Origin of the sequence: Halomonas sp. NO4, from assembly GCF_010994375.1 — a bacterium.
Lineage (GTDB): Bacteria > Pseudomonadota > Gammaproteobacteria > Pseudomonadales > Halomonadaceae > Halomonas.
The window spans coordinates 57,730-76,031 of record NZ_WHMA01000014.1; the positions used below are offsets into that span (position 1 = coordinate 57,730).

Genomic DNA, 18,302 nt, shown 5'->3' on the forward strand with positions numbered 1-18,302 from the left:
GAGTATCAAGATGGGAAAGATCGCTATTTGTCGTGCGATTATTTCGGGGCTTGTCGCCTTTGTTCGTGCTGGTGATTATCAGGGATATGCGTTCAGTTCTTCCAGCTCATCATGCAAGGCTTCAATGCGCTTCAGGCGTGACTGGCTCTGCGGTACATCATATTGATATAGCGTGGTGCATAGCAGGTTGATAACGCTCATGGTGGCGGAATAGCTATCGAAGAGTGACTGTGAGCGTACCTGGCAGGTGAACGTCCAAGTGCCTGTCAGTCCCGGGTCGACCGCCGATGGGTCGGTGATCAGCAAGCTGCGAGCGCCCTGCTCGCGGGCAACATCGAGGATGCGCGACACCAGGCTCACGCGACGACGCAGGCCCACAAGAATCACCACGTCATCGGTGGTGATGTCGACCAGGTCCTCGCCGAGGGTCTGGCCGCTCTTCGGCAGCAGGACAACGTCGGGGCGAAGGAGCTGTAGCTGGCGGTGCAGGTAGCTGGCCAGCATGTGGCTGTTGCGAAAGCCGGCCACGTGGACCCGCTGCGCCGTGGCCAGGGCGGTCACGCAAGCTCTGAGCCGGTCGGGGCGCAAGGCTTCCAGGGTGTGTGTGAGGTTCTGGGTTTCCTGGGCGACGTGATCGGCGATGAGCTGGCTCGGCTGCGGCGGCTGGACAGACTGCCGACTGGGTGCGGCGCCGGAGGAGAGATAGACCGGCGAGCCCCAGCGTTTGGCGTCACGCGCTTGTTGACGGGCGGCGTTGAAATCCTTGTAGCCCAGGCGCTGAAAGAAGCGGGAGGCCGCGGCTTTCGAGGTGCCAGCGGCCTCGGCCAATTCACCCGCGCTGTAGGTGGCGATATCGCCGGGAAAACTGAGCAGCAGGTCGCCCAGCCGCTTCTCCGCCGGGGGCAGCTCGCTGTAGTGAGCCTGGATCCGCGCTTCCAGGCTGGGGGTGTCGTCTGCTGTCGTCATGTCGGCATTGTGCCACGGTCACGCTGAACTGAAAATATATTTTCATGTGTTGACAATATGAAAATCAAGTTTCAGATTGAAAGGCATCCCGGGTAGCTGGCCAGAGGAATCTGGCCGTACCCTCGACTCGCATCGACCCTAGGATTGCCATGCCTCCGCTGATAACCCACGACGCCCTGCGTCATGTCGTCAACCCGCGGGCTCGCCGCACGACCCCGATCGGGGAACGCCAACGTGCCGTACTCTCCCAAGATGCCATGTGCGACGCCCGTGACGAGATTCGCACCTGGCCAGGCTACGCGCCCACGCCGCTGCTCAGCCTCGATGGCCTTGCCAAGGCCGCGGGTGTCGCCACGGTGGCCTACAAGGACGAGGCGCAGCGCTTCACGCTGAACAGCTTCAAGGCCCTGGGCGGTGCCTATGCCGTGCTGCGTTTGCTCAAGGCCCAGTTGCCGGATGGCGTGACCTCGGCGGATCTGATCGCCGGTCGCTACCGCGACGCGGTCGCATCGATGACCGTCTGCTGCGCCACCGATGGCAACCATGGCCGTTCGGTAGCGTGGGGGGCGCAGCAGTTCGGGGCCCGTTGTGTAATCTATCTGCATGCCACGGTCTCGTCCGGTCGTGAGGCGGCAATTGCCCGTTTTGGCGCAGAAGTGCGTCGCGTGCCGGGCAACTATGACGATTCCGTGCGACAGGCGGCTCGCGATGCCGAGGCCAACGGCTGGTTCGTGGTATCCGATACCTCCTATCCCGGCTATATGTCGGTGCCGCGGGACGTCATGCAGGGCTATACGGTAATGATCGACGAGGCGGTCCAGCAACTGCCCGCGCCGCCGACCCACTGTTTCATTCAGGGCGGTGTCGGCGGACTGGCGGCGGCGACCCTGGCACAGCTATGGGAGGCCTATGGGGTTGATCGGCCACGGGTGGTCGTCGTGGAGCCTGAACGAGCGGCCTGTCTCTTCGAGAGCGCCTGCACCGGTCGCCCCACGGCGGTCGCAGGCGAGCTGGATACCCTGATGGCTGGCCTGGCCTGTGGCGAGGTGTCCCTGCTGGCGTGGGAAGTACTGGATGAGGGCGTCGATGATTACCTCACCGTGAGCGATGAGGCGGCTGTAGAGGCCATGCGACTGTTGGCTGACGGGGTGGCCGGCGATGCGCCGGTCGTGGCCGGCGAGAGCGCGGTGGCCGGGCTGGCCGCGCTGCTGATCGCGCGCCAGGCCCCGGCCCTGAGCGCTGCCCTGGAATTGGGCGCCGACAGCCGCGTGTTGCTCATCGGCAGCGAAGGCGCGACCGACGAAGCGGTTTACCGTGACCTGGTGGGCCGCTCCTCGGCCGAGGTGGCAGGGGAGGCGCTCGATCATGCCTGACACTCTGCGAATCGATGGCCAGCGACTGCTGGCGCGCCTGAAGCGCCTGGGCGAAATCGGTGCTCTGCCGGGTGGGGGTGTCTGCCGCCTGGCGCTGACGGAAGAGGATCGCCTGGGGCGCGAGTGCGTGGTGGGCTGGATGCGTGAACTGGGCCTGAGCGTGAGCACGGATGCCATGGGCAATGTCTTCGGCATGCGTCCCGGGCGAGAGACTGGCGCACCGGTGATGACGGGCTCGCACATCGATACGGTGCGCACCGGCGGTCTGTACGACGGCACGCTGGGCGTGTTGGCCGGACTGGAGGTCGTGGCCACGCTCAATGATGCCGGGATCACCACGCGGCGGCCGCTGTGCGTGGCGTTCTTCACCAATGAGGAGGGCGCTCGCTTTGCTCCCGACATGATGGGAAGCCTGGTCTATGTGGGCGGCATGCCGCTGGAGGAGGCGTTGGCGACCGAGGGCATCGATGGCCAGCGTGTCGGGGACTGCCTGGCGGCCATCGGCGCCCAGGGCGATCAAGCCGTCGGCCAGCCTGTTGTGCATGCGTTCGTCGAGTTGCATGTGGAGCAGGGGCCGGTGCTGGAAGAGTCGGCTGTGACCATCGGGGCCGTGGAAAAGGTCCAGGGGATCTCCTGGACGGAACTCACGTTCACCGGCACGTCCAATCACGCCGGCACTACTCCCATGCGGCTGCGTCATGATGCCGGCTACGCTGCCTCAGCAACCGCCACCTTCGTGCGGGAGTTGGTCACGCGCATCGGTGGCGACCAGGTGGGGACGGTCGGCTCACTGGAGGTTCAGCCCAACCTGGTCAATGTGGTCGCCAATCAGGCCCGCTTGACGGTCGATCTGCGCAATACCGATAACGACCGGCTGACACGGGCCGAGACGGAGCTTGCCGCTTTCGTCGAGCAGCTCGCCGAGCGGGAGGGGGTTGAGGTGGCCCAGCGGACCCTGGCTCGCTTCGACCCCGTGCCCTTCGATCCAGGCATGGTCGACCGCGTGGAGGCTAGCGCAAAGGCGCTTGGCCATTCCGTGAGTCGCATGCCCAGCGGAGCCGGCCACGATGCCCAGATGCTGGCCCGCGTTTGTCCGACCAGCATGATCTTCGTGCCGAGCGTGGGCGGGGTCAGCCACAACATCCATGAATACACGGCGCCCGAAGAGCTGACGGCCGGTGCCAACGTGCTGTTGCAGGTCATGCTGGATCTGAGCGACTGAGACAAGGACAACCCAATGAGTCGACTGTTGAGAATCGGGGCCGCCCAGCTGGGCCCCATCGCTCGTGAGGAAACGCGAGCACAAGCCGTGGCGCGCATGATCGAGCTAATGCACCGGGCCCACTCACAAGGCGTGGAGCTGGTGGTTTTCCCGGAGCTGGCATTGACCACTTTCTTCCCGCGCTGGTTCTTCGAGGATCAGGCCGAACTGGAAGCTTTCTTCGAGCGCGAGATGCCTGGGCCCGAGACGCAGCCTCTGTTCGATACCGCTCGTGAGCTGGGCATTGGCTTCTATCTCGGCTATGCCGAGCTGGCCTGGGAAGAGGGACGAACCCGGCACTTCAATACTTCAATCCTGGTGGACCGTTCGGGGGCGATCGTCGGCAAGTACCGCAAGATGCACTTGCCGGGGCATAGGGAGCCTGAGTCCTGGCGGCCATTTCAGCATCTGGAGAAGCGCTACTTCGAGCCCGGCAACCAGGGATTTGGAACCTGGGACGCTTTTGGCGGCACCATGGGCATGGCGCTGTGCAATGATCGTCGCTGGCCGGAAACCTACCGGATGCTGGCCCTCCAGGGGGTCGAGCTGATGATGCTCGGCTACAACACGCCGATTCATTATCCCCCGGTACCCGCACACGACCACCTGCAGGGCTTTCACAATCACCTCTGCATGCAGGCCGGCGCCTATCAGAACGGTATGTGGGTGGTGGGGGTGGCCAAGGCCGGCAGGGAGGAGGGGTGCGACCTGCTTGGGCAGAGCTGCATCATCGCGCCGACCGGCGAGATCGTCGCCATGGCGAGCACCCTGGAAGATGAGCTGATCACCTACCAGTGCGATCTGGATCGAACGCGCGAGATCCGAGAGCATATCTTCAATTTTACGTTGCATCGGCGGCCCGAAACCTACCAGCTCATCACGCAACCGGGATAAATCGCTGCCAACGCGGAAGGATCACAATACGGACCAAGGCGACATTGGCGTTCAATCCACTGCTGTACGGCACCCACGGTAAGCCGGGTCCGCAGTGCGGCGACTGGGTGATCCGCTGCCTCGGCCCCACCAAGCTGCCGGAGCCGACGCGACTGGCGGATCGGTTGGCTTCCAGAAAGGGCTAGACAATCAGAAGGGGCTAGACAATATCCAGCGGCTCCTTGCGGCTCGGTGGCGGGAAGGCGGCGTCGAGCCGCGTCAGTGCTTTGTCATCCAGTTTGACCTCGAGGGCCGCGGCGTTGTCGCGTACGTGCTGCAGCTGCACGGCCTTGGGAATGGCGATGACGTCTCGTCGGACGGCGCCACGTCGGCCGTCCATGGGACGAATCGCCCAGGCGAGCAGCAGCTGGGCAGGGGTGATGCCGCGTTCAGCGGCCAGTTCGGCGACCTCGGGGTGGCCGAGCAGGCCCTGGCGCAGCCGTCCGGCCTGGGCGAGCGGGCAGTAGGCCATGGCGGGGATGCCGTGGCTGCGCTGCCAGGGCAGCAGGGTGTGCTCGATGCCCCGCGAGCCGAGGTGGTAGAGCACCTGGTTCACCGCACAGGCCTTGCCGCCGGGCAGGGCGTGCAGTGTGGCAAGGGCGTCGACGTCGAAGTTGGAGACGCCGAAGCGCCGGATCTTGCCCGCCTCGCGCAGCCGCGCGAAGGCCTCCAGCGTCTCCTCGAAGGGGATGCTGCCCGGCCAGTGCAGCAGGTAGAGATCCAGGTACTCGGTTCCCAGGCGCTCGAGGCTCGCCTCGCAGGCGGCGATGGCGGACTCGCGCCCGGCGTTCCAGGGGTAGACCTTGGAGACCAGGAACGCCTCGTCGCGGCGGCCGGCGATGGCCTCGCCCACGACCTCCTCGGCGCCGCCTTCGGCGTACATCTCGGCAGTGTCGATCAGCGTCAGGCCGAGGTCGAGGCCCTTCCGCAGGGCGCGTACCTCATCGCGGCGCGGGGCCAGCCCTTCGCCCATGAACCAGCTGCCCTGGCCGATGGCGGGGAGTGTCACGGCGGGTTCGTCGGGGGTGGCGGCCAGCCGTACCTGAGGGATCTCGTCACCTGTCATGGGGGTACCTCCATTTATTGGAAATATTTTTCACTATATTGCCGCCGGCACCTGACGACAGCAAGCCACTGGGCTACCTTTAAGGATGGCGCAAACGCCAACCGTTTTTTTCATGGCAAGGAGTCGACATGAGCATCAACAAAACCGGAAGCGCCGTCTGGCAAGGCGGCCTCAAGGACGGCAAGGGTCAGGTATCTACCCAGAGCGGCGTGCTCAAGGACGTGCCCTACAGTTTCGCCCAGCGGTTCGAGGGTGCGGCCGGCTCCAACCCCGAGGAGCTTATCGGCGCGGCTCACGCCAGCTGCTACTCCATGGCCCTGTCGCTGATACTGGGCGAGGCCGGCCTCACGCCGGAGCGTATCGCTACCCAGGCCACGGTGACCCTGGAGCAGGACGACAGCGGCTTCTCCATCAGCGCCGTGCATCTCGATACCGTGGCGATCATTCCCGGTGCCGACGAGGCGACCTTCAAGGAGGCGGCCGATAACGCCAAGGCGGGGTGTCCCGTCTCCAAGCTGCTCAACGCCACCATCACCCTGAACGCCAGACTCGATTCCTGAGTGTCGTTCGCCGGTCTAGGCGCCTCGCTCACCCCACGACGGCCCCGCTCGGGGCCGTCGGCGTTTACGCGCCCGACCCCGCGGCGCGTCGTGCGGCCTCCACCAGAGCGCGGATCAGGCGCTGCTGGGGGCGGTTGAAGACCAGCCACTCGGGATGCCACTGCACGCCGATCAGGAAGTCGTGGTGGCGCGATTCGATGCCTTGCACCAGGCCGTCGCGGTCGCGGGCGACGATCTCGATGCCGTGGCCGGTGCGTTGTACGGCCTGATGGTGGAGGCTGTTGATGCGGCACCAGGTCACGTCGAGGATGTGGTGCAGGCGGCTGTCGGCGACGATGTCCACCGTCTTGCGCGGCAGTACGGTGCGGCGCCGCTTGAGCCCCTCGTGGGTGGTGTAGATGTCGGGGTCCAGAGTGCCGCCAAGGTGCACGTTGAGCAGCTGGGCGCCACGGCAGATACCCAGCACCGGCGTGTTGCGAGGAATGAAGGTCGCCAGCAGCGTGAGCTCGAGCTCGTCGCGTTCGGGGTCGACGCGCACCTCGAGCTGCACCTCGCCGCCGTAGAGGTGGGCCTGGATGTCGTCGCCGCCGCCGATGATCAGGCCGTCGAGGCGCTCGGGCACGGGGCGCGACGGCGAGAGCCGCTGCGGGCGCCCGCCGTGGCGCCACACCGCGAACCAGTCGAACCACCAGGCGATGCGGCTCTTGCGGTCGGAGGTGGTGATGCCGATCAGCGGTCGGGTCATGGCGCGATCCGGCGGCGGCGCAACCAGTCACGCAGTCGCTGCAGCCCGCGCGACAGCGGCGACCGGGTGTGATAGCTGACGTAGCGAGCGGCACGCTGGGTGAGCTCGTCCTTGTCGGCGGCGAGTCGCTCCACGGCGACCCAGCGGTTCCACTCCGTCACGGCGCCCCACCCGCGCTGCGAGAGCTGGGCGTTGGGCAGGCGGTAGTGCAGCGTCGGGCGTGGCTTGACCAGCGTGTCGGTGAACAGCTCATGGGGGTAGTTCGGCCGCAGGTAGGCCAGTAGCGGATAGAGGTCCAGCTCGCGGTTGCGGGTGGGATTGAACTCGAGGTAGTCGGCGATGAAATCATCCAGTCCCGGGGTGTAGTCGGGCTCGAGCACCTTGAGTGCATAGTCCTTGGGAAAGGGGTTGGCGTGGGGCAGCACCTCGCGGGTGATGTCGATGTCGATCTCCTCGCGCAGCCACTCCGCCAGCAGCAGGTAAGCGCGCAGCTCATCGACGAGGTGGGCCACCGAGAAGCTGGCCACCTCGGGGTTGAGGTGCAGGCCGAAGCCGTAAAGCAGGCTGGCATCGGTGCCCTTGGCGCCGCGGGTGTAGAGCGCCGTGAAAAGCGTGTCGAGGTCCTCCAGCTCGTTCCAGGGCACCGGCGGGCAGACGATCTCGGTGGGCACCAGGCCGGTGACCACGTCGCCGATCAGCTCGCGAGTCTTGCTGTGGAAGTCGATGCGCATCTGGTGACGCTGGCGCTCCCGCTCGGTATCGCGAAGCGGGACCTCGTTGAGCACTCTCTCGTCGGGATGGGCGTACTGGGTGTCGAGCTCGACGAGGAAGTCGCCCCAGCGGGTGCCTTCCACGCGCAGGCGGTGCGGACTCACCTCGCGGATCGTGCCGGCGAAACAGCGGCGCACCAGCTCGGCAGTCTCCCAGGGGGGCAGGCCTGCAAACTCGATCTCCACCCCCACGCGGCGAATCTCTCCCTCGAAGTTCCGGGTCTCGGGTGGTGCTTGCGGCGACATGCGGGCATCCTGTTCCACAAGTGAGTCACGGCCAGCCTATCGGGCTGCTTGCCACGAATCCAGCATGACACCCTCGTTACCACTCGTCAGGAAAGGATACAGCGCCCATGTCTGGGGATCGGTTTCTCGCCGCACCGTGCTGGCGGTGCCAGGGCCTCCGCCAGCGGATTCTACTGCCACTGTTCCTGCTGCTGGGGCTGCTTGTCAGCCCGGCGCTGCTCGCCCAGTCGCTGCCGATCCAGGCTCTGGGGCAGGGGAGCGACAGCGCGCAGGAGTCCTACGATCCCGAGGCGTTCCAGCGCTCGCTGGAAGAGGTGATCACCACCCTGGAGAACGCCGAACAGCGCGATCAGCTGCTGACCAACCTGCGGGAGCTACGCGAGGTGCACGCCCAGCAGGCCCAGGGCAATGGCCCGATCCCCTCGCCCCAGGGGCTGCTCGGCGCCCTGGCCGAGACGCTCAGCGACTTGGGCGAGCAGGCCGAGGCCGGCGAGTCCCCGGTGGATGACTGGCGCCGTCAGCTGGATCAGGGCTGGCAGGACCTGCGGGACCTGGTACTCACCATCGGGCCCAGCGAGCTGATGCGCCTGGCTATCGAGAGTCTGGTGCTGCTGGGTATCTGGGTTGGGCTGCTGGTGATCCTCATCGCCTTGGGACGCATGCTGGCGCGCCGCCGTCGCTGGCCGCTCGACCTGCCCCGCGAGCCCCGCGGCGTACTGCTGGCCATCCACTTTCTGCGGCGCATGCTGCCCTGGGCGCTGGCCTTCCTGCTGGTGCTGGGGCTGGCCCAGCTGCTGCCGGACAGCCCGGGGCGAGTGCTGGCGCTGGTCATCGCCTATGTGTCGCTGTGCGGCCGGGCCCTCTCAGTGGTGGTGGAGAGTGTGGTCTCGGTGTTCACCCGCGGCCATCGCTTCACGGCGGTGCGCATCCTGCAGGTGCGTGGCTTGCGTCGCCTCTTCGTGATCGGGGCGCTGATCGCCCTGGGCGATGCGCTTAACTCGGCGCGCCTGTCGGCGGTGATCGGCGACGAACTGGCGGGGCTCGGCTCGGTGCTGGCCAACATGCTGGCGGCACTGTTTTCCATGCGCTTCATCCTGCTGTTCAAGCGCCCCATCGAGCACCTGATCCGCAACCGGCCCTATCGCCAGCGTCGAGATAGCGGTAGCCAGGCGGATGTGATCCGGGTGCTGGGCCGACTGTGGCACGTGCCGGCCCTGCTGATGGTGGGCGGCTCGCTGCTGGCGATCTTCGTCACCGTGGGCGACGTGGGCACGGCCCTGGCACGCTCGGTGATCACCGCCGCGCTGCTGGTGCTCACCCTGGTGGTCACCGGGCTGATCCGTCGCCACGGCGAGCGGCGCACCCGGCGCCGGCGACTCAGCGACTACCGCAAGCGTCTCGAGCGTTTCGGCTATGCGCTTTCGCACGCGGTGACCTGGGTGGTCTTCGCCGAGCTGTCGCTGCAGGTGTGGGGCGGGTCGCTGTTCGGGGTCGGCCAGCAGGCGGTGGCCAGCGCGCGCATCGGCCAGGCGCTGCTCGCCATCGGCGTCACGGTGCTGCTGGCCTGGCTGGCGTGGATCTTCGCCGATACGGCGATTCAGCGCGCCCTCATCTCCTCGGCGCGCTCCCGCGGGCGGCGGGTCAACCAGGCGCGCGCCCAGACCATCACCCCGATGATCCGCAACGTCATCTTCGCCACCATCGTGATCATCGCCGCCATCGTCGGGCTGGCCAACTTGGGGGTGAACGTCACGCCGCTGCTCGCCGGTGCCGGTGTGATCGGCCTGGCGCTGGGCTTCGGCGCCCAGACCCTGGTGCAGGACCTGATCACCGGCATCTTCATCCTCATCGAGGATTCGCTGGCGGTGGACGACTTCGTGCAGATCAACGGCCACGCGGGCACCGTGGAGGGCCTGACGCTGCGCACCGTGCGCCTGCGCGACCTGGACGGCATCGTGCACATCATCACCTTCAGCCGCATCGAGTCGATCCACAACATGTCGCGCCAGTTCGGCATCGCCCTGATGAAGATCCGCATCCCCTACGACATGAAGATCGACGACGCCATCACCCTGATGCAGGAGACGGCCCAGGCGCTGCGCCAGGACCCGATGATGCGCCACTACATCTGGTCGCCGCTGGAGATGCAGGGCATCCACGCCTTCGAGGACGGCTGCCCTATCCTGCGCATGCGCTTTCGCACCGCGCCGGAAATGCAGTGGGACGTGGCGCGCGCCTTCAACCTGCTGCTCAAGCAGCGCATGGAGGAGCAGGCCGTCGACCTCGGGGTGCCGCGGCTCAGTGTCAACATGGAAGGCTGGACAAGCCCCGGCCTGTCAGGTGACGACAGTGCGCATTCCCGCGACGCCCAGGGGCGAGATCCGGGGAAGGCGGGCGTCGCCGACCCCGAGGGTGACACTAGTGCCCGCGGCGCCTCGCCCGACCCGAGCTAGCCCGAGCCGAGCGCGGGGCGCTACTGTCGTAGGAGACGACGGAAAGAAGACGGAAGGGGGGAGTCATGACGTCACCGCTCAAGGTCTTGCTGGCGCCGGTGGAATGGGTGGCCCGGAAGCTGGGCACGGCCCAGGAGGTGAGCCGCGACCCTGAGGAGCAGGCACGCGTAGATCGAGAGTGTCGTGCCCTGGCGCTCTACCAATCGCGCAACTCGCCGGAGAGCATCCAGGTGCGCCGGGAGATCACCCGGCTGGGGCTCGACATCGCGGCGCGCGATATCCAGATCGACCCCGAACACCGCCAGGCGCTGCAGGCGGCAACGGGCCGGCTGGAAGTGCCCTGTCTGCGTATCGCCCATGACAGCGGCGAGGACGACTGGCTGTTCGGCGCCTCGGCGATTCGCGACTACCTCCGCCGACACTTCGCGCCCTGAGTTGTCTTGCATCAAGACGGGATGGGCGGCGGTTTGCTAGGCTGAAAGGGCGTAACGATTTGTGAGCGCGCCACGGGCGGTCTAGAGTCACAACATCGCCCCGGGCGTCGCGACGCCCCCTGATTCCTGCCACCGTTCGGAGAGCACCCCATGCAAGCTGCCGATGTCATGACCCCCAATGTCATCACCGTCGGACCCGATGCCGAGGTTCGCGAGATTGCCCGCCTGCTGCTGGAAAACCACATCAGCGCCCTGCCCGTGGTCGATGAGCAGGAGCGGGTGCTGGGTATCGTCAGCGAGGGAGACCTGATGCGCCGCGTGGAGAACGGCACCGACCGTCGCAAGTCGTGGTGGCTCAAGTCGCTCTTCGTCGGCGCCGGCGATGCCGGCGACTACGTCAAGTCCCATGGCCGCAAGGCCAGCGAGATCATGACCCGCGACCCCATCACCATCACCGAGGACGAGCCGCTCAACCGCGTGGCACGTCTGCTCGAGAAGCACCACATCAAGCGCGTGCCGGTGGTCCGCGACGGCCGCCTGGTGGGTATCGTCAGTCGCGCCAACCTGCTGCGCGGCTTCTCGGCCACGGCGCCGGATGCCGAGACGCCGGTTACCGCCGACGACCGCGAGATCCGCGATGCCATCCTCAAGGAGGTCGACGACAACACCGGCGTGTGGGTCGATCGCATCAACGTTATCGTCACCGAGGGCGTGGTGCAGCTGTGGGGCCTGGTCGAGAGCCAGGAAGAGAGGATGGCGGTGCAGGTGGCTGCGGAGAACACGCCGGGGGTCAAGAAGATCGAGAACAACCTGGGACTGGTGCCCAAAGGGGTCGGCGGCTACTGAGCCGGTTTTTCGATCAGCGCCAACTTTCGATCAGCGCCAATGCAGCGGGGCGGCCCTTGGGCCGCCCCGCTGCATGGTAGGCCAGGCCGTCAGGCGATCTGCTTGAGGGCGGCCTCCAGGTTGGCCACGCTGCGGTCGTGGTGGTGCAGCTTGTCGAGCCCGAACAGGCCGATGCGGAAGGCCTGGTAGTCGTCGCCCTCGCCGCACATCAGCGGCACCCCGCCGGCGACCTGAACCCCGGCGGCGGCGAACTTGCCGACGATCCCCGCATCGCGGCTGTAGCAGACCACCACCCCGGGTGCCTCGAAGCCGGGAGCCGCCACGCTCGGGTAGCCGTACTCGGCCAGCAGGGCGCGCACGCTCTCGCCCAGCGCGAGTTGCTCCTCGCGCACCCGATCGAAGCCGTAGTCAGCCGTCTCGTCCATGATGTCGCGCAACCGCGCCAGGCCGTCGGTGGGCATGGTGGCGTGGTAGGCGTGGCCGCCGGCTTCGTAGGTCTCCATGATGGCCAGCCACTTCTTGAGGTCACAGGCGAAGCTGGTGCTGGAGGTGCCTTCGATCGCCTCGCGGGCGTCGGCGGAGAGCATCACCAGGCCACAGCAGGGCAGGCCGCTCCATCCCTTCTGCGGGGCACTGACCAGCACGTCGATGCCCAACTCGGCCATGTTCACCCAGAGGGTGCCGGAGGCGATGCAGTCGAGAACGAAGAGCCCGCCCACCTCATGCACGGCGGCGGCGAGGCGCTTGAGGTAGTCGTCGGGCAGCAGGATGCCGGCCGAGGTCTCCACATGGGGGGCGAATACCACCTCGGGGCGCTCGGCACGGATGGTGGCCTCGACTTCCTCGATGGGTGCCGGGGCGAAGGGCGATTGAGGGTCGTCGGCCTGCTGGCGCCGCGCCTGGAGTACGGTCACGGCGGCGGGGATGTTGCCCATGGCGAGAATCTGGCTCCAGCGATAGCTGAACTGGCCGTTGCGGATCACCAGGCAGCGCTTGTCGGTGGCGAACTGGCGGGCCACCGCCTCCATGCCGAAGGTGCCGCTGCCGGGCACGATCACCGCGCTGTGCGCGCCGTATACCTGCTTGAGGGTTGTGGCGATGTCGCGCATCACGCCCTGGAAGCGCTGCGACATGTGGTTGAGCGAGCGGTCGGTGTAGACCACCGAGTATTCCAGAAGCCCCTCGGGGTCCACGTTGGGAAGCAGGCCGGCCATGTCAGTCTCCGTGTCGATAGCTGGGCGTTCGTCGCGTCGAACCGCTGAGGATAGGCCCAATCGCCGCTGCGGGCCAGCGGCACGGGCGATGGGCGCCGGCGGCGATGCCGGGCAGGGGTCAGCGATGGCAGTAGTAGAGCCGGGCCGGCAGGATGTTCCAGGGTTCGAAGTCGCTCTCCACCTCGTTGAAGACGCGCTGCAGGTCGCTGCGCACCCGCGAGGAGAACTGGTAGATCAGCAGGCTCCCCTGCGGGGCAAGGGAGGCTCGGGTGTCCTCGAGGATGCGCTGGCGACTGGTGGTGGGCATGGTGCTGAAGGGAATGCCGGCCAGCACGTGATCGGCCGCGGGCAGGCCGAGGCGCTCCAGCTCGGCCTGCACGGTCTCGGCGGAGCCCTTGACCACCTGCAGGCGCGGGTCGGGCAGGGCGCGCTCGAGAAAGGCCACGAAGTCCTCGTTGGTCTCGAGCACCACCAGGGTCGCCTCGGGGTGCATGCGGCGCAGGATCTCGCGGGTGATGGTGCCCACCCCGGGGCCGTACTCGACGATGACCCGAGCGCGCTCCCAGTCCACCCGTGACAGCAGTCGCCGCACCAGGAAGGGCGAGCTTGGAATGATCGACCCCAGCATCCGCGGATGCTTGAAGAAGTTGCGCGCGAACAGCGAGAGCTGGGCGCGTCCCTGCGGTACTGCCTGGGCGGTGGGGCGGTCGGGCACCGTCATGAGCCTGCCTCCTTGTTGACGCGACATGTTTCTCCACTCTAGCAGTACGCCGGCATTGACGCCGATTCATAAAGTAGCGAAGCGAGAAATGCGGCGCCGGCAACGTTGAATATCGCCGAAAGGTGAATGTGAAATATACTTGACGACGCCGCTGTGGCTGCTTAGCGTGGAACGTAGACATTTTTCGTGATCGTCTGCAATTGTTGCCGGCGCCGCGTTTTCTTCCACGCTCCGGGGTGCACCGATGCCGAACCCGTCCAATGACCCCAGTCCCGACCCCTCGACGTCACTGATCCGTTTCGCCGCCGTGCAGAAGACCTATGACGGCGAGCAGCTGGTGGTGAAGGACCTCAACCTTGCCATCGAGCCCGGCGAATTCGTCACTCTGCTCGGTCCCTCCGGCTCCGGCAAGACCACCTGCCTGATGATGCTCGCCGGCTTCGAGGTGCCGACGAGCGGCGACATCTTCCTGCGCGATCAGCGGCTCAACAGCGTGCCGCCCCACAAGCGCAACTTCGGCATGGTCTTCCAGAACTACGCACTCTTCCCCCACATGACGGTGGAGGAGAACATCCGCTACCCGCTCAAGACGCGCCGCCTGCCCGCCGCCGAGGCTGACCGCAAGGTGTCGGAGATACTGGACATGATCCAGCTGCGCGATTTCGCCAAGCGGCGCCCGGCGCAGCTCTCCGGCGGCCAGCAGCAGCGCGTGGCCCTGGCCCGCTCGCTGGTCTTCGAGCCCCAGCTGGTGCTGATGGACGAACCCCTGGGGGCACTCGACAAGCAGCTGCGCGAGCAGATGCAGCTGGAGATCAAGCACCTTCACGAGCAGCTGGGCCTGACCGTGGTCTTCGTCACCCACGACCAGAGCGAGGCGCTGACCATGTCGGATCGCGTGGCCGTCTTCAACGACGGCGTGATCCAGCAGATCGACACCCCCAGCAACCTCTACGAGTACCCCGCCAACGCCTTCGTCGCCCAGTTCATCGGCGAGAACAACACCCTGGCCGGTCGCGTCGAGTCGGTGGAGGGTGAGCGCTGCCGCGCCCGCTTCGGCGAGGGGCTGGCCACCGGGGCCTTGCTGGGACCGGGGCTCGGCGTGGGCGACGCCACGCACCTGTCGATCCGCCCCGAGCGGGTCAAGCTCAACGGCGCGGCGCGCGCGCTGCCCAACCGCCTGCCGGCGCGGGTGCACGAGTTCATCTACTTGGGCGATCACCTGCGCGTGCGCTGCGCGCTACCCGGCAACGATGACTTCGTGGCGCGGGTCCCGGTGGACGACTTCGATGCCGACATGAAGCCGGGCGATACCATCGAGCTCGGCTGGCGCGACGAGGACGTGCGCGCCCTGGATGCGCCCTGAGCCGGTTCGCCGGCCCGGGCCATTTTGCCCTGTGGGGCAGGGTAACGCGGACTCTCGACATCGAGCCCGCCATACCCATTCTTCAACAACAACGCAAAGGTCGCTTGCGACCGGGAGAGTGAGATGAAGCGTGACATGAATCACCCGCAGCCGTTGACGCGCCTGGCCCGTGGCGTGGCCCTGAGCAGCCTGTTCACCGCCGGCCTGGCCCTGTCCGCCGGGGCCCAGGCGCTGACTGTGATCTCCTTCGGCGGCGCCTCCGGCGAGGCCATGCAGAAGGCGTACTACGGGCCCTTCGAAGAGAGCAGCGGCATCGACCTCACCCCCGGCGACTACAACGGCGAGCTGTCGCGCATCCGTGCCATGGTCGAGACCGGCAACGTCAGCTGGGATCTGGTGGAGATGGAGTCGCCGGAGTTGGTGCGCGGCTGCTTCGAGGGCCTCTTCGAGCCCATCGACTGGGAGCGCCTGGGCCTGGGCGATGCGCTGATCGATTCCGCCTACAACGAGTGCGGCGTGGGCACCTTCGTGTGGTCCACGGTACTGGCCTACAACGCCGACGAACTCGAGTCCGCGCCGAGCTCCTGGGAGGACTTCTGGAACGTCGAGGACTTCCCCGGCAAGCGCGGCCTGCGCCGCGGCGCCAAGTACACCCTGGAGTTCGCTCTGCTCGCCGATGGCGTGCCGGTGAACGAGGTCTATGACGTCCTGGCCACCGACGAGGGCGTCGATCGCGCCTTTGCCAAACTCGACGAGATCAAGGCGCACATCCAGTGGTGGGAGGCCGGCGCCCAGCCGCCCCAGTGGCTGGTGGCCGGCGACGTGGTGATGACCTCCTCCTACAACGGCCGTATCGCCGCCGCCCAGGAAGAGGGCAACGCCCTGGACATCGTCTGGGACGGCAGCGTCTACGACCTCGACTACTGGGCCATCGTCAGCGGCAGCGACTACACCGACGAGGCCTACCGGTTCATCGAGTTCGCCAGCCAGCCCGAGAACCAGGCGGTCTACTCCAGCGAGATTCCCTACGGTCCGGTGCATCCCGACGCCATCGATCAGCTCGACGACGAGCAGGCGCGACGCATGCCCACCCACGTGGAAAACCTCGATGGGGCACTGGCCATGGATACGGCCTTCTGGGTCAGCTATGGCGAGGAGCTGGAGCAGCGCTTCAACGCCTGGGCGGCGCAGTAAGCGCCGCGAGTGGCGGCCCCGGCCGCCACTCGCCCGTTGCCTGTCGGCCCGATCCGATCCCGACCCTTGGGGGAATCCATGACCAGCACCACTCTCGATGGCGGCGCTGCCGCGCCGGCCGAGGGGAATCTCAAGTCCCGCCTGCGACGCGCCGAGCGCCTGCGCAAGCTCAAGGCGATCGGCCTGGTGGCGCCGCTGGCGCTATTTCTGGTCGTGGTCTTCGTGGTGCCCATCGGCAGCATGCTGCTCAACAGCGTCGACAACGGCAGCCTGCGCCAGGTCATGCCGCAGACCGCCTCGGCGCTCGCGCAGTGGGACGGCGAGGGTCTGCCCGGCGAGGCGACCTTCGCCGCCTTTGCCGAGGAGCTGCGCGATTCACGTCGCGGCGGCGGGCTCGGCAGCGTGGGGCGGCGCCTCAACTACGAGAACCCGGAGTACCGTGGTCTGCTGATGCGTACCCTGATGGGGTTGCCGGCGGAAAGTGACGACTGGCGGGCCACGCTCATCGACATCGACCCGGCCTGGGGCGAGACGGCCACCTGGCGCGGCATCCAGGCCGCGGCGCCGCCGCGCACCGACCGCTACCTGCTCGCCTCCCTCGACCTCGAGCGCGGCGCGGATGGCGAGATCCAGCGCGTCGACCAGCAGGACCGCCTCTACCAGGCCGTCTTCCAGCGCACCCTGGTGATCGCCGGCGGCGTGACACTGATCTGCCTGGCGCTGGGCTTTCCGCTCGCCTACCTGCTGGCGACCCTGCCGGCCAAGACCAGCAACCTGCTGATGATCCTGGTGCTGCTACCGTTCTGGACCTCGCTGCTCGTGCGTACCGCGGCCTGGATCATCCTGCTGCAGTCCAACGGTCTGGCCAACCAGACGCTGCAGACCCTGGGGCTGATCGAGTCGCCGCTGCAACTGGTGTTCAACCGCACCGGGGTGTTCTTCGCTATGGTGCACATCCTGCTGCCCTTCATGGTGCTGCCGCTCTACAGCGTGATGAAGGGCATCTCGCCGAGCTACCAGCGGGCGGCGGTGTCGCTCGGTGCCCACCCCTTCGCCGCCTTCTGGCAGGTCTATGCGCCGCAGACGCTCTCCGGCGTGGCGGCAGGCACCATCCTGGTGTTCATCATGGCGCTGGGCTACTACATCACGCCGGCGCTGGTGGGCGGGCCGGCCGACCAGATGGTGAGCTACTACGTGGCCTATTACACCAACACCACCAACAACTGGGGCATGGCGGCGGCGCTGGGCAGCATCCTGCTGGCGGTGACGCTGCTGCTCTATCTGGTTTACCACCGTCTGGTGAACCGCAAGCAGCTGATCGGGAGCTGAGCCATGGCCTTGCCACCCTATGCATCGCCGGTCGAGCGGATCTGGTTCTGGACGTTCCGCGCCTTCTGCGGCCTGGTGCTGCTGTTTCTGATCACGCCGGTACTGGTGATTATCCCGCTGTCGTTCAGCAGCGGCTCCTTTCTCACCTATCCGCTGCCGGGGCTCTCGCTGCGCTGGTACCAGGAGATCTTCAGCGCCGGCCCCTGGCTCGACTCGCTGAAGAACAGCCTCATCGTGGCGCCGCTCGCCACGCTCTTGGCCATGGCCTTCGGCACCCTGGCGGCGGTGGGGCTCAACCGTGCCGACTTCCCCGGCAAGGGGGTGATCCTGGCGCTGCTCATCTCGCCCATGGTGGTGCCGTTGGTGATCGTCGCCGTGGGCATGTACTTCTTCTTTGCTCAGGTGGGGCTGCTCAACTCCTACACCGGGCTGGTGCTGGCGCACACCGTGCTCGGCGTGCCCTTCGTGGTGATCACCGTCAACGCCACCCTGCAGGGCTTCGACTTCAACCAGATGCGCGCCGGGGCGAGCCTGGGGGCGAGCCCGCTGCGCGTCTTCTTCACCGTGGTGCTGCCCCAGATCGTGCCCGGGGTGGTTTCCGGCGGACTCTTTGCCTTCGCTACCTCCTTCGACGAGGTGGTGGTGGCGCTGTTCATCGCCAGCCCCACCGAGCGCACCCTGCCGATCCAGATGTTCTCCGGCATCCGCGAGAACATCAGCCCGGCCATCGCCGCCATGGCCACCGTGCTCATCGTGCTTTCCACGCTGCTGCTGGTGACCATGGAGCTCTTGCGCCGGCGTAGCGAACGGCTCAAGGGCGAGGCCTGA

17 protein-coding genes and 1 pseudogene are annotated in these 18,302 nt (G+C 66.8%); 12 read left to right on the plus strand and 6 right to left on the minus strand.

All coding sequences use genetic code 11. The annotated features are described in order from the left end of the window. Positions 1-78 precede the first annotated feature (78 nt). A complete protein-coding gene (locus FEF15_RS11555; protein WP_163559317.1) occupies positions 79-966 on the minus strand; it encodes a MurR/RpiR family transcriptional regulator in 888 nt (295 codons plus the stop codon). 149 nt (positions 967-1,115) lie between these two features. Here FEF15_RS11555 and FEF15_RS11560 point away from each other — a divergent pair, with 149 nt between their 5' ends. The 4 genes and pseudogenes from FEF15_RS11560 to FEF15_RS19415 all read left to right on the plus strand — a co-directional run. Further along, positions 1,116-2,339 carry a diaminopropionate ammonia-lyase gene (locus FEF15_RS11560; protein ID WP_163559318.1) on the plus strand — a complete coding sequence of 408 codons (1,224 nt, stop codon included), beginning with the start codon at positions 1,116-1,118 and terminating at the stop codon, positions 2,337-2,339. Then, on the plus strand, positions 2,332-3,561 hold the full coding sequence (locus FEF15_RS11565; RefSeq protein WP_163559319.1) for a Zn-dependent hydrolase: 1,230 nt from the start codon (positions 2,332-2,334) through the stop codon (positions 3,559-3,561). The genes FEF15_RS11560 and FEF15_RS11565 overlap by 8 nt, the downstream gene beginning before the upstream one ends. A gap of 15 nt (positions 3,562-3,576) precedes the next feature. After that, a complete protein-coding gene (locus tag FEF15_RS11570; RefSeq protein ID WP_163559320.1) occupies positions 3,577-4,494 on the plus strand; it encodes an N-carbamoyl-D-amino-acid hydrolase in 918 nt (305 codons plus the stop codon). Between the two features lie 104 nt (positions 4,495-4,598). Further along, positions 4,599-4,679, plus strand: a pseudogene (locus FEF15_RS19415) (endonuclease V); the annotation flags it as partial. Between the two features lie 14 nt (positions 4,680-4,693). On the opposite strand, the gene FEF15_RS11575 reads toward FEF15_RS19415, so the two are convergent. Next, entirely contained in the window at positions 4,694-5,599 is a 906-nt protein-coding gene (locus FEF15_RS11575; protein WP_163559321.1) for an aldo/keto reductase, read from the minus strand. A gap of 128 nt (positions 5,600-5,727) precedes the next feature. Here FEF15_RS11575 and FEF15_RS11580 point away from each other — a divergent pair, with 128 nt between their 5' ends. After that, positions 5,728-6,159, plus strand: a complete 432-nt coding sequence (locus FEF15_RS11580; protein ID WP_163559322.1) for an OsmC family protein — start codon at positions 5,728-5,730, stop codon at positions 6,157-6,159. Positions 6,160-6,223: 64 nt separating this feature from the next. Here the strand turns inward: FEF15_RS11580 and FEF15_RS11585 are convergent, their stop codons facing one another. Together FEF15_RS11585 and FEF15_RS11590 are read right to left on the minus strand one after the other, a co-directional pair. Next, a complete protein-coding gene (locus FEF15_RS11585; RefSeq protein ID WP_163559323.1) occupies positions 6,224-6,904 on the minus strand; it encodes a type 1 glutamine amidotransferase in 681 nt (226 codons plus the stop codon). Then, complete coding sequence (locus tag FEF15_RS11590; RefSeq protein WP_163559324.1) at positions 6,901-7,920, minus strand: amidoligase family protein; 1,020 nt, start codon at positions 7,918-7,920, stop codon at positions 6,901-6,903. Before FEF15_RS11590 ends, FEF15_RS11585 begins: the two co-directional genes overlap by 4 nt. A gap of 107 nt (positions 7,921-8,027) precedes the next feature. On the opposite strand from FEF15_RS11590, the gene FEF15_RS11595 reads away from it, so the two are divergent. The 3 genes from FEF15_RS11595 to FEF15_RS11605 all read left to right on the plus strand — a co-directional run bounded on the left by FEF15_RS11595 (position 8,028) and on the right by FEF15_RS11605 (position 11,653). After that, positions 8,028-10,373 carry a mechanosensitive ion channel domain-containing protein gene (locus tag FEF15_RS11595; RefSeq protein ID WP_163559325.1) on the plus strand — a complete coding sequence of 782 codons (2,346 nt, stop codon included), beginning with the start codon at positions 8,028-8,030 and terminating at the stop codon, positions 10,371-10,373. A gap of 65 nt (positions 10,374-10,438) precedes the next feature. After that, complete coding sequence (locus tag FEF15_RS11600; protein WP_163559326.1) at positions 10,439-10,807, plus strand: glutaredoxin domain-containing protein; 369 nt, start codon at positions 10,439-10,441, stop codon at positions 10,805-10,807. A 150-nt stretch (positions 10,808-10,957) separates the two neighbouring features. After that, positions 10,958-11,653, plus strand: coding sequence for a CBS domain-containing protein (locus FEF15_RS11605; protein ID WP_163559327.1), 696 nt, complete (start codon positions 10,958-10,960; stop codon positions 11,651-11,653). 89 nt (positions 11,654-11,742) lie between these two features. Here FEF15_RS11605 and FEF15_RS11610 read toward each other — a convergent pair whose 3' ends face one another. After that, on the minus strand, positions 11,743-12,867 hold the full coding sequence (locus FEF15_RS11610) for an aminotransferase class V-fold PLP-dependent enzyme (protein WP_163559328.1): 1,125 nt from the start codon (positions 12,865-12,867) through the stop codon (positions 11,743-11,745). A gap of 118 nt (positions 12,868-12,985) precedes the next feature. After that, positions 12,986-13,588, minus strand: coding sequence for an rRNA adenine N-6-methyltransferase family protein (locus tag FEF15_RS11615; protein WP_163559329.1), 603 nt, complete (start codon positions 13,586-13,588; stop codon positions 12,986-12,988). A 244-nt stretch (positions 13,589-13,832) separates the two neighbouring features. On the opposite strand from FEF15_RS11615, the gene FEF15_RS11620 reads away from it, so the two are divergent. The 4 genes from FEF15_RS11620 to FEF15_RS11635 all read left to right on the plus strand — a co-directional run bounded on the left by FEF15_RS11620 (position 13,833) and on the right by FEF15_RS11635 (position 18,302). Beyond that, positions 13,833-14,951 carry an ABC transporter ATP-binding protein gene (locus FEF15_RS11620; RefSeq protein WP_163559330.1) on the plus strand — a complete coding sequence of 373 codons (1,119 nt, stop codon included), beginning with the start codon at positions 13,833-13,835 and terminating at the stop codon, positions 14,949-14,951. A 123-nt stretch (positions 14,952-15,074) separates the two neighbouring features. Next, positions 15,075-16,145, plus strand: coding sequence for an ABC transporter substrate-binding protein (locus tag FEF15_RS11625; protein ID WP_240454147.1), 1,071 nt, complete (start codon positions 15,075-15,077; stop codon positions 16,143-16,145). 78 nt (positions 16,146-16,223) lie between these two features. After that, a complete protein-coding gene (locus tag FEF15_RS11630; protein ID WP_163559331.1) occupies positions 16,224-17,474 on the plus strand; it encodes an ABC transporter permease in 1,251 nt (416 codons plus the stop codon). A gap of 3 nt (positions 17,475-17,477) precedes the next feature. Next, positions 17,478-18,302, plus strand: coding sequence for an ABC transporter permease (locus tag FEF15_RS11635; RefSeq protein WP_163559332.1), 825 nt, complete (start codon positions 17,478-17,480; stop codon positions 18,300-18,302).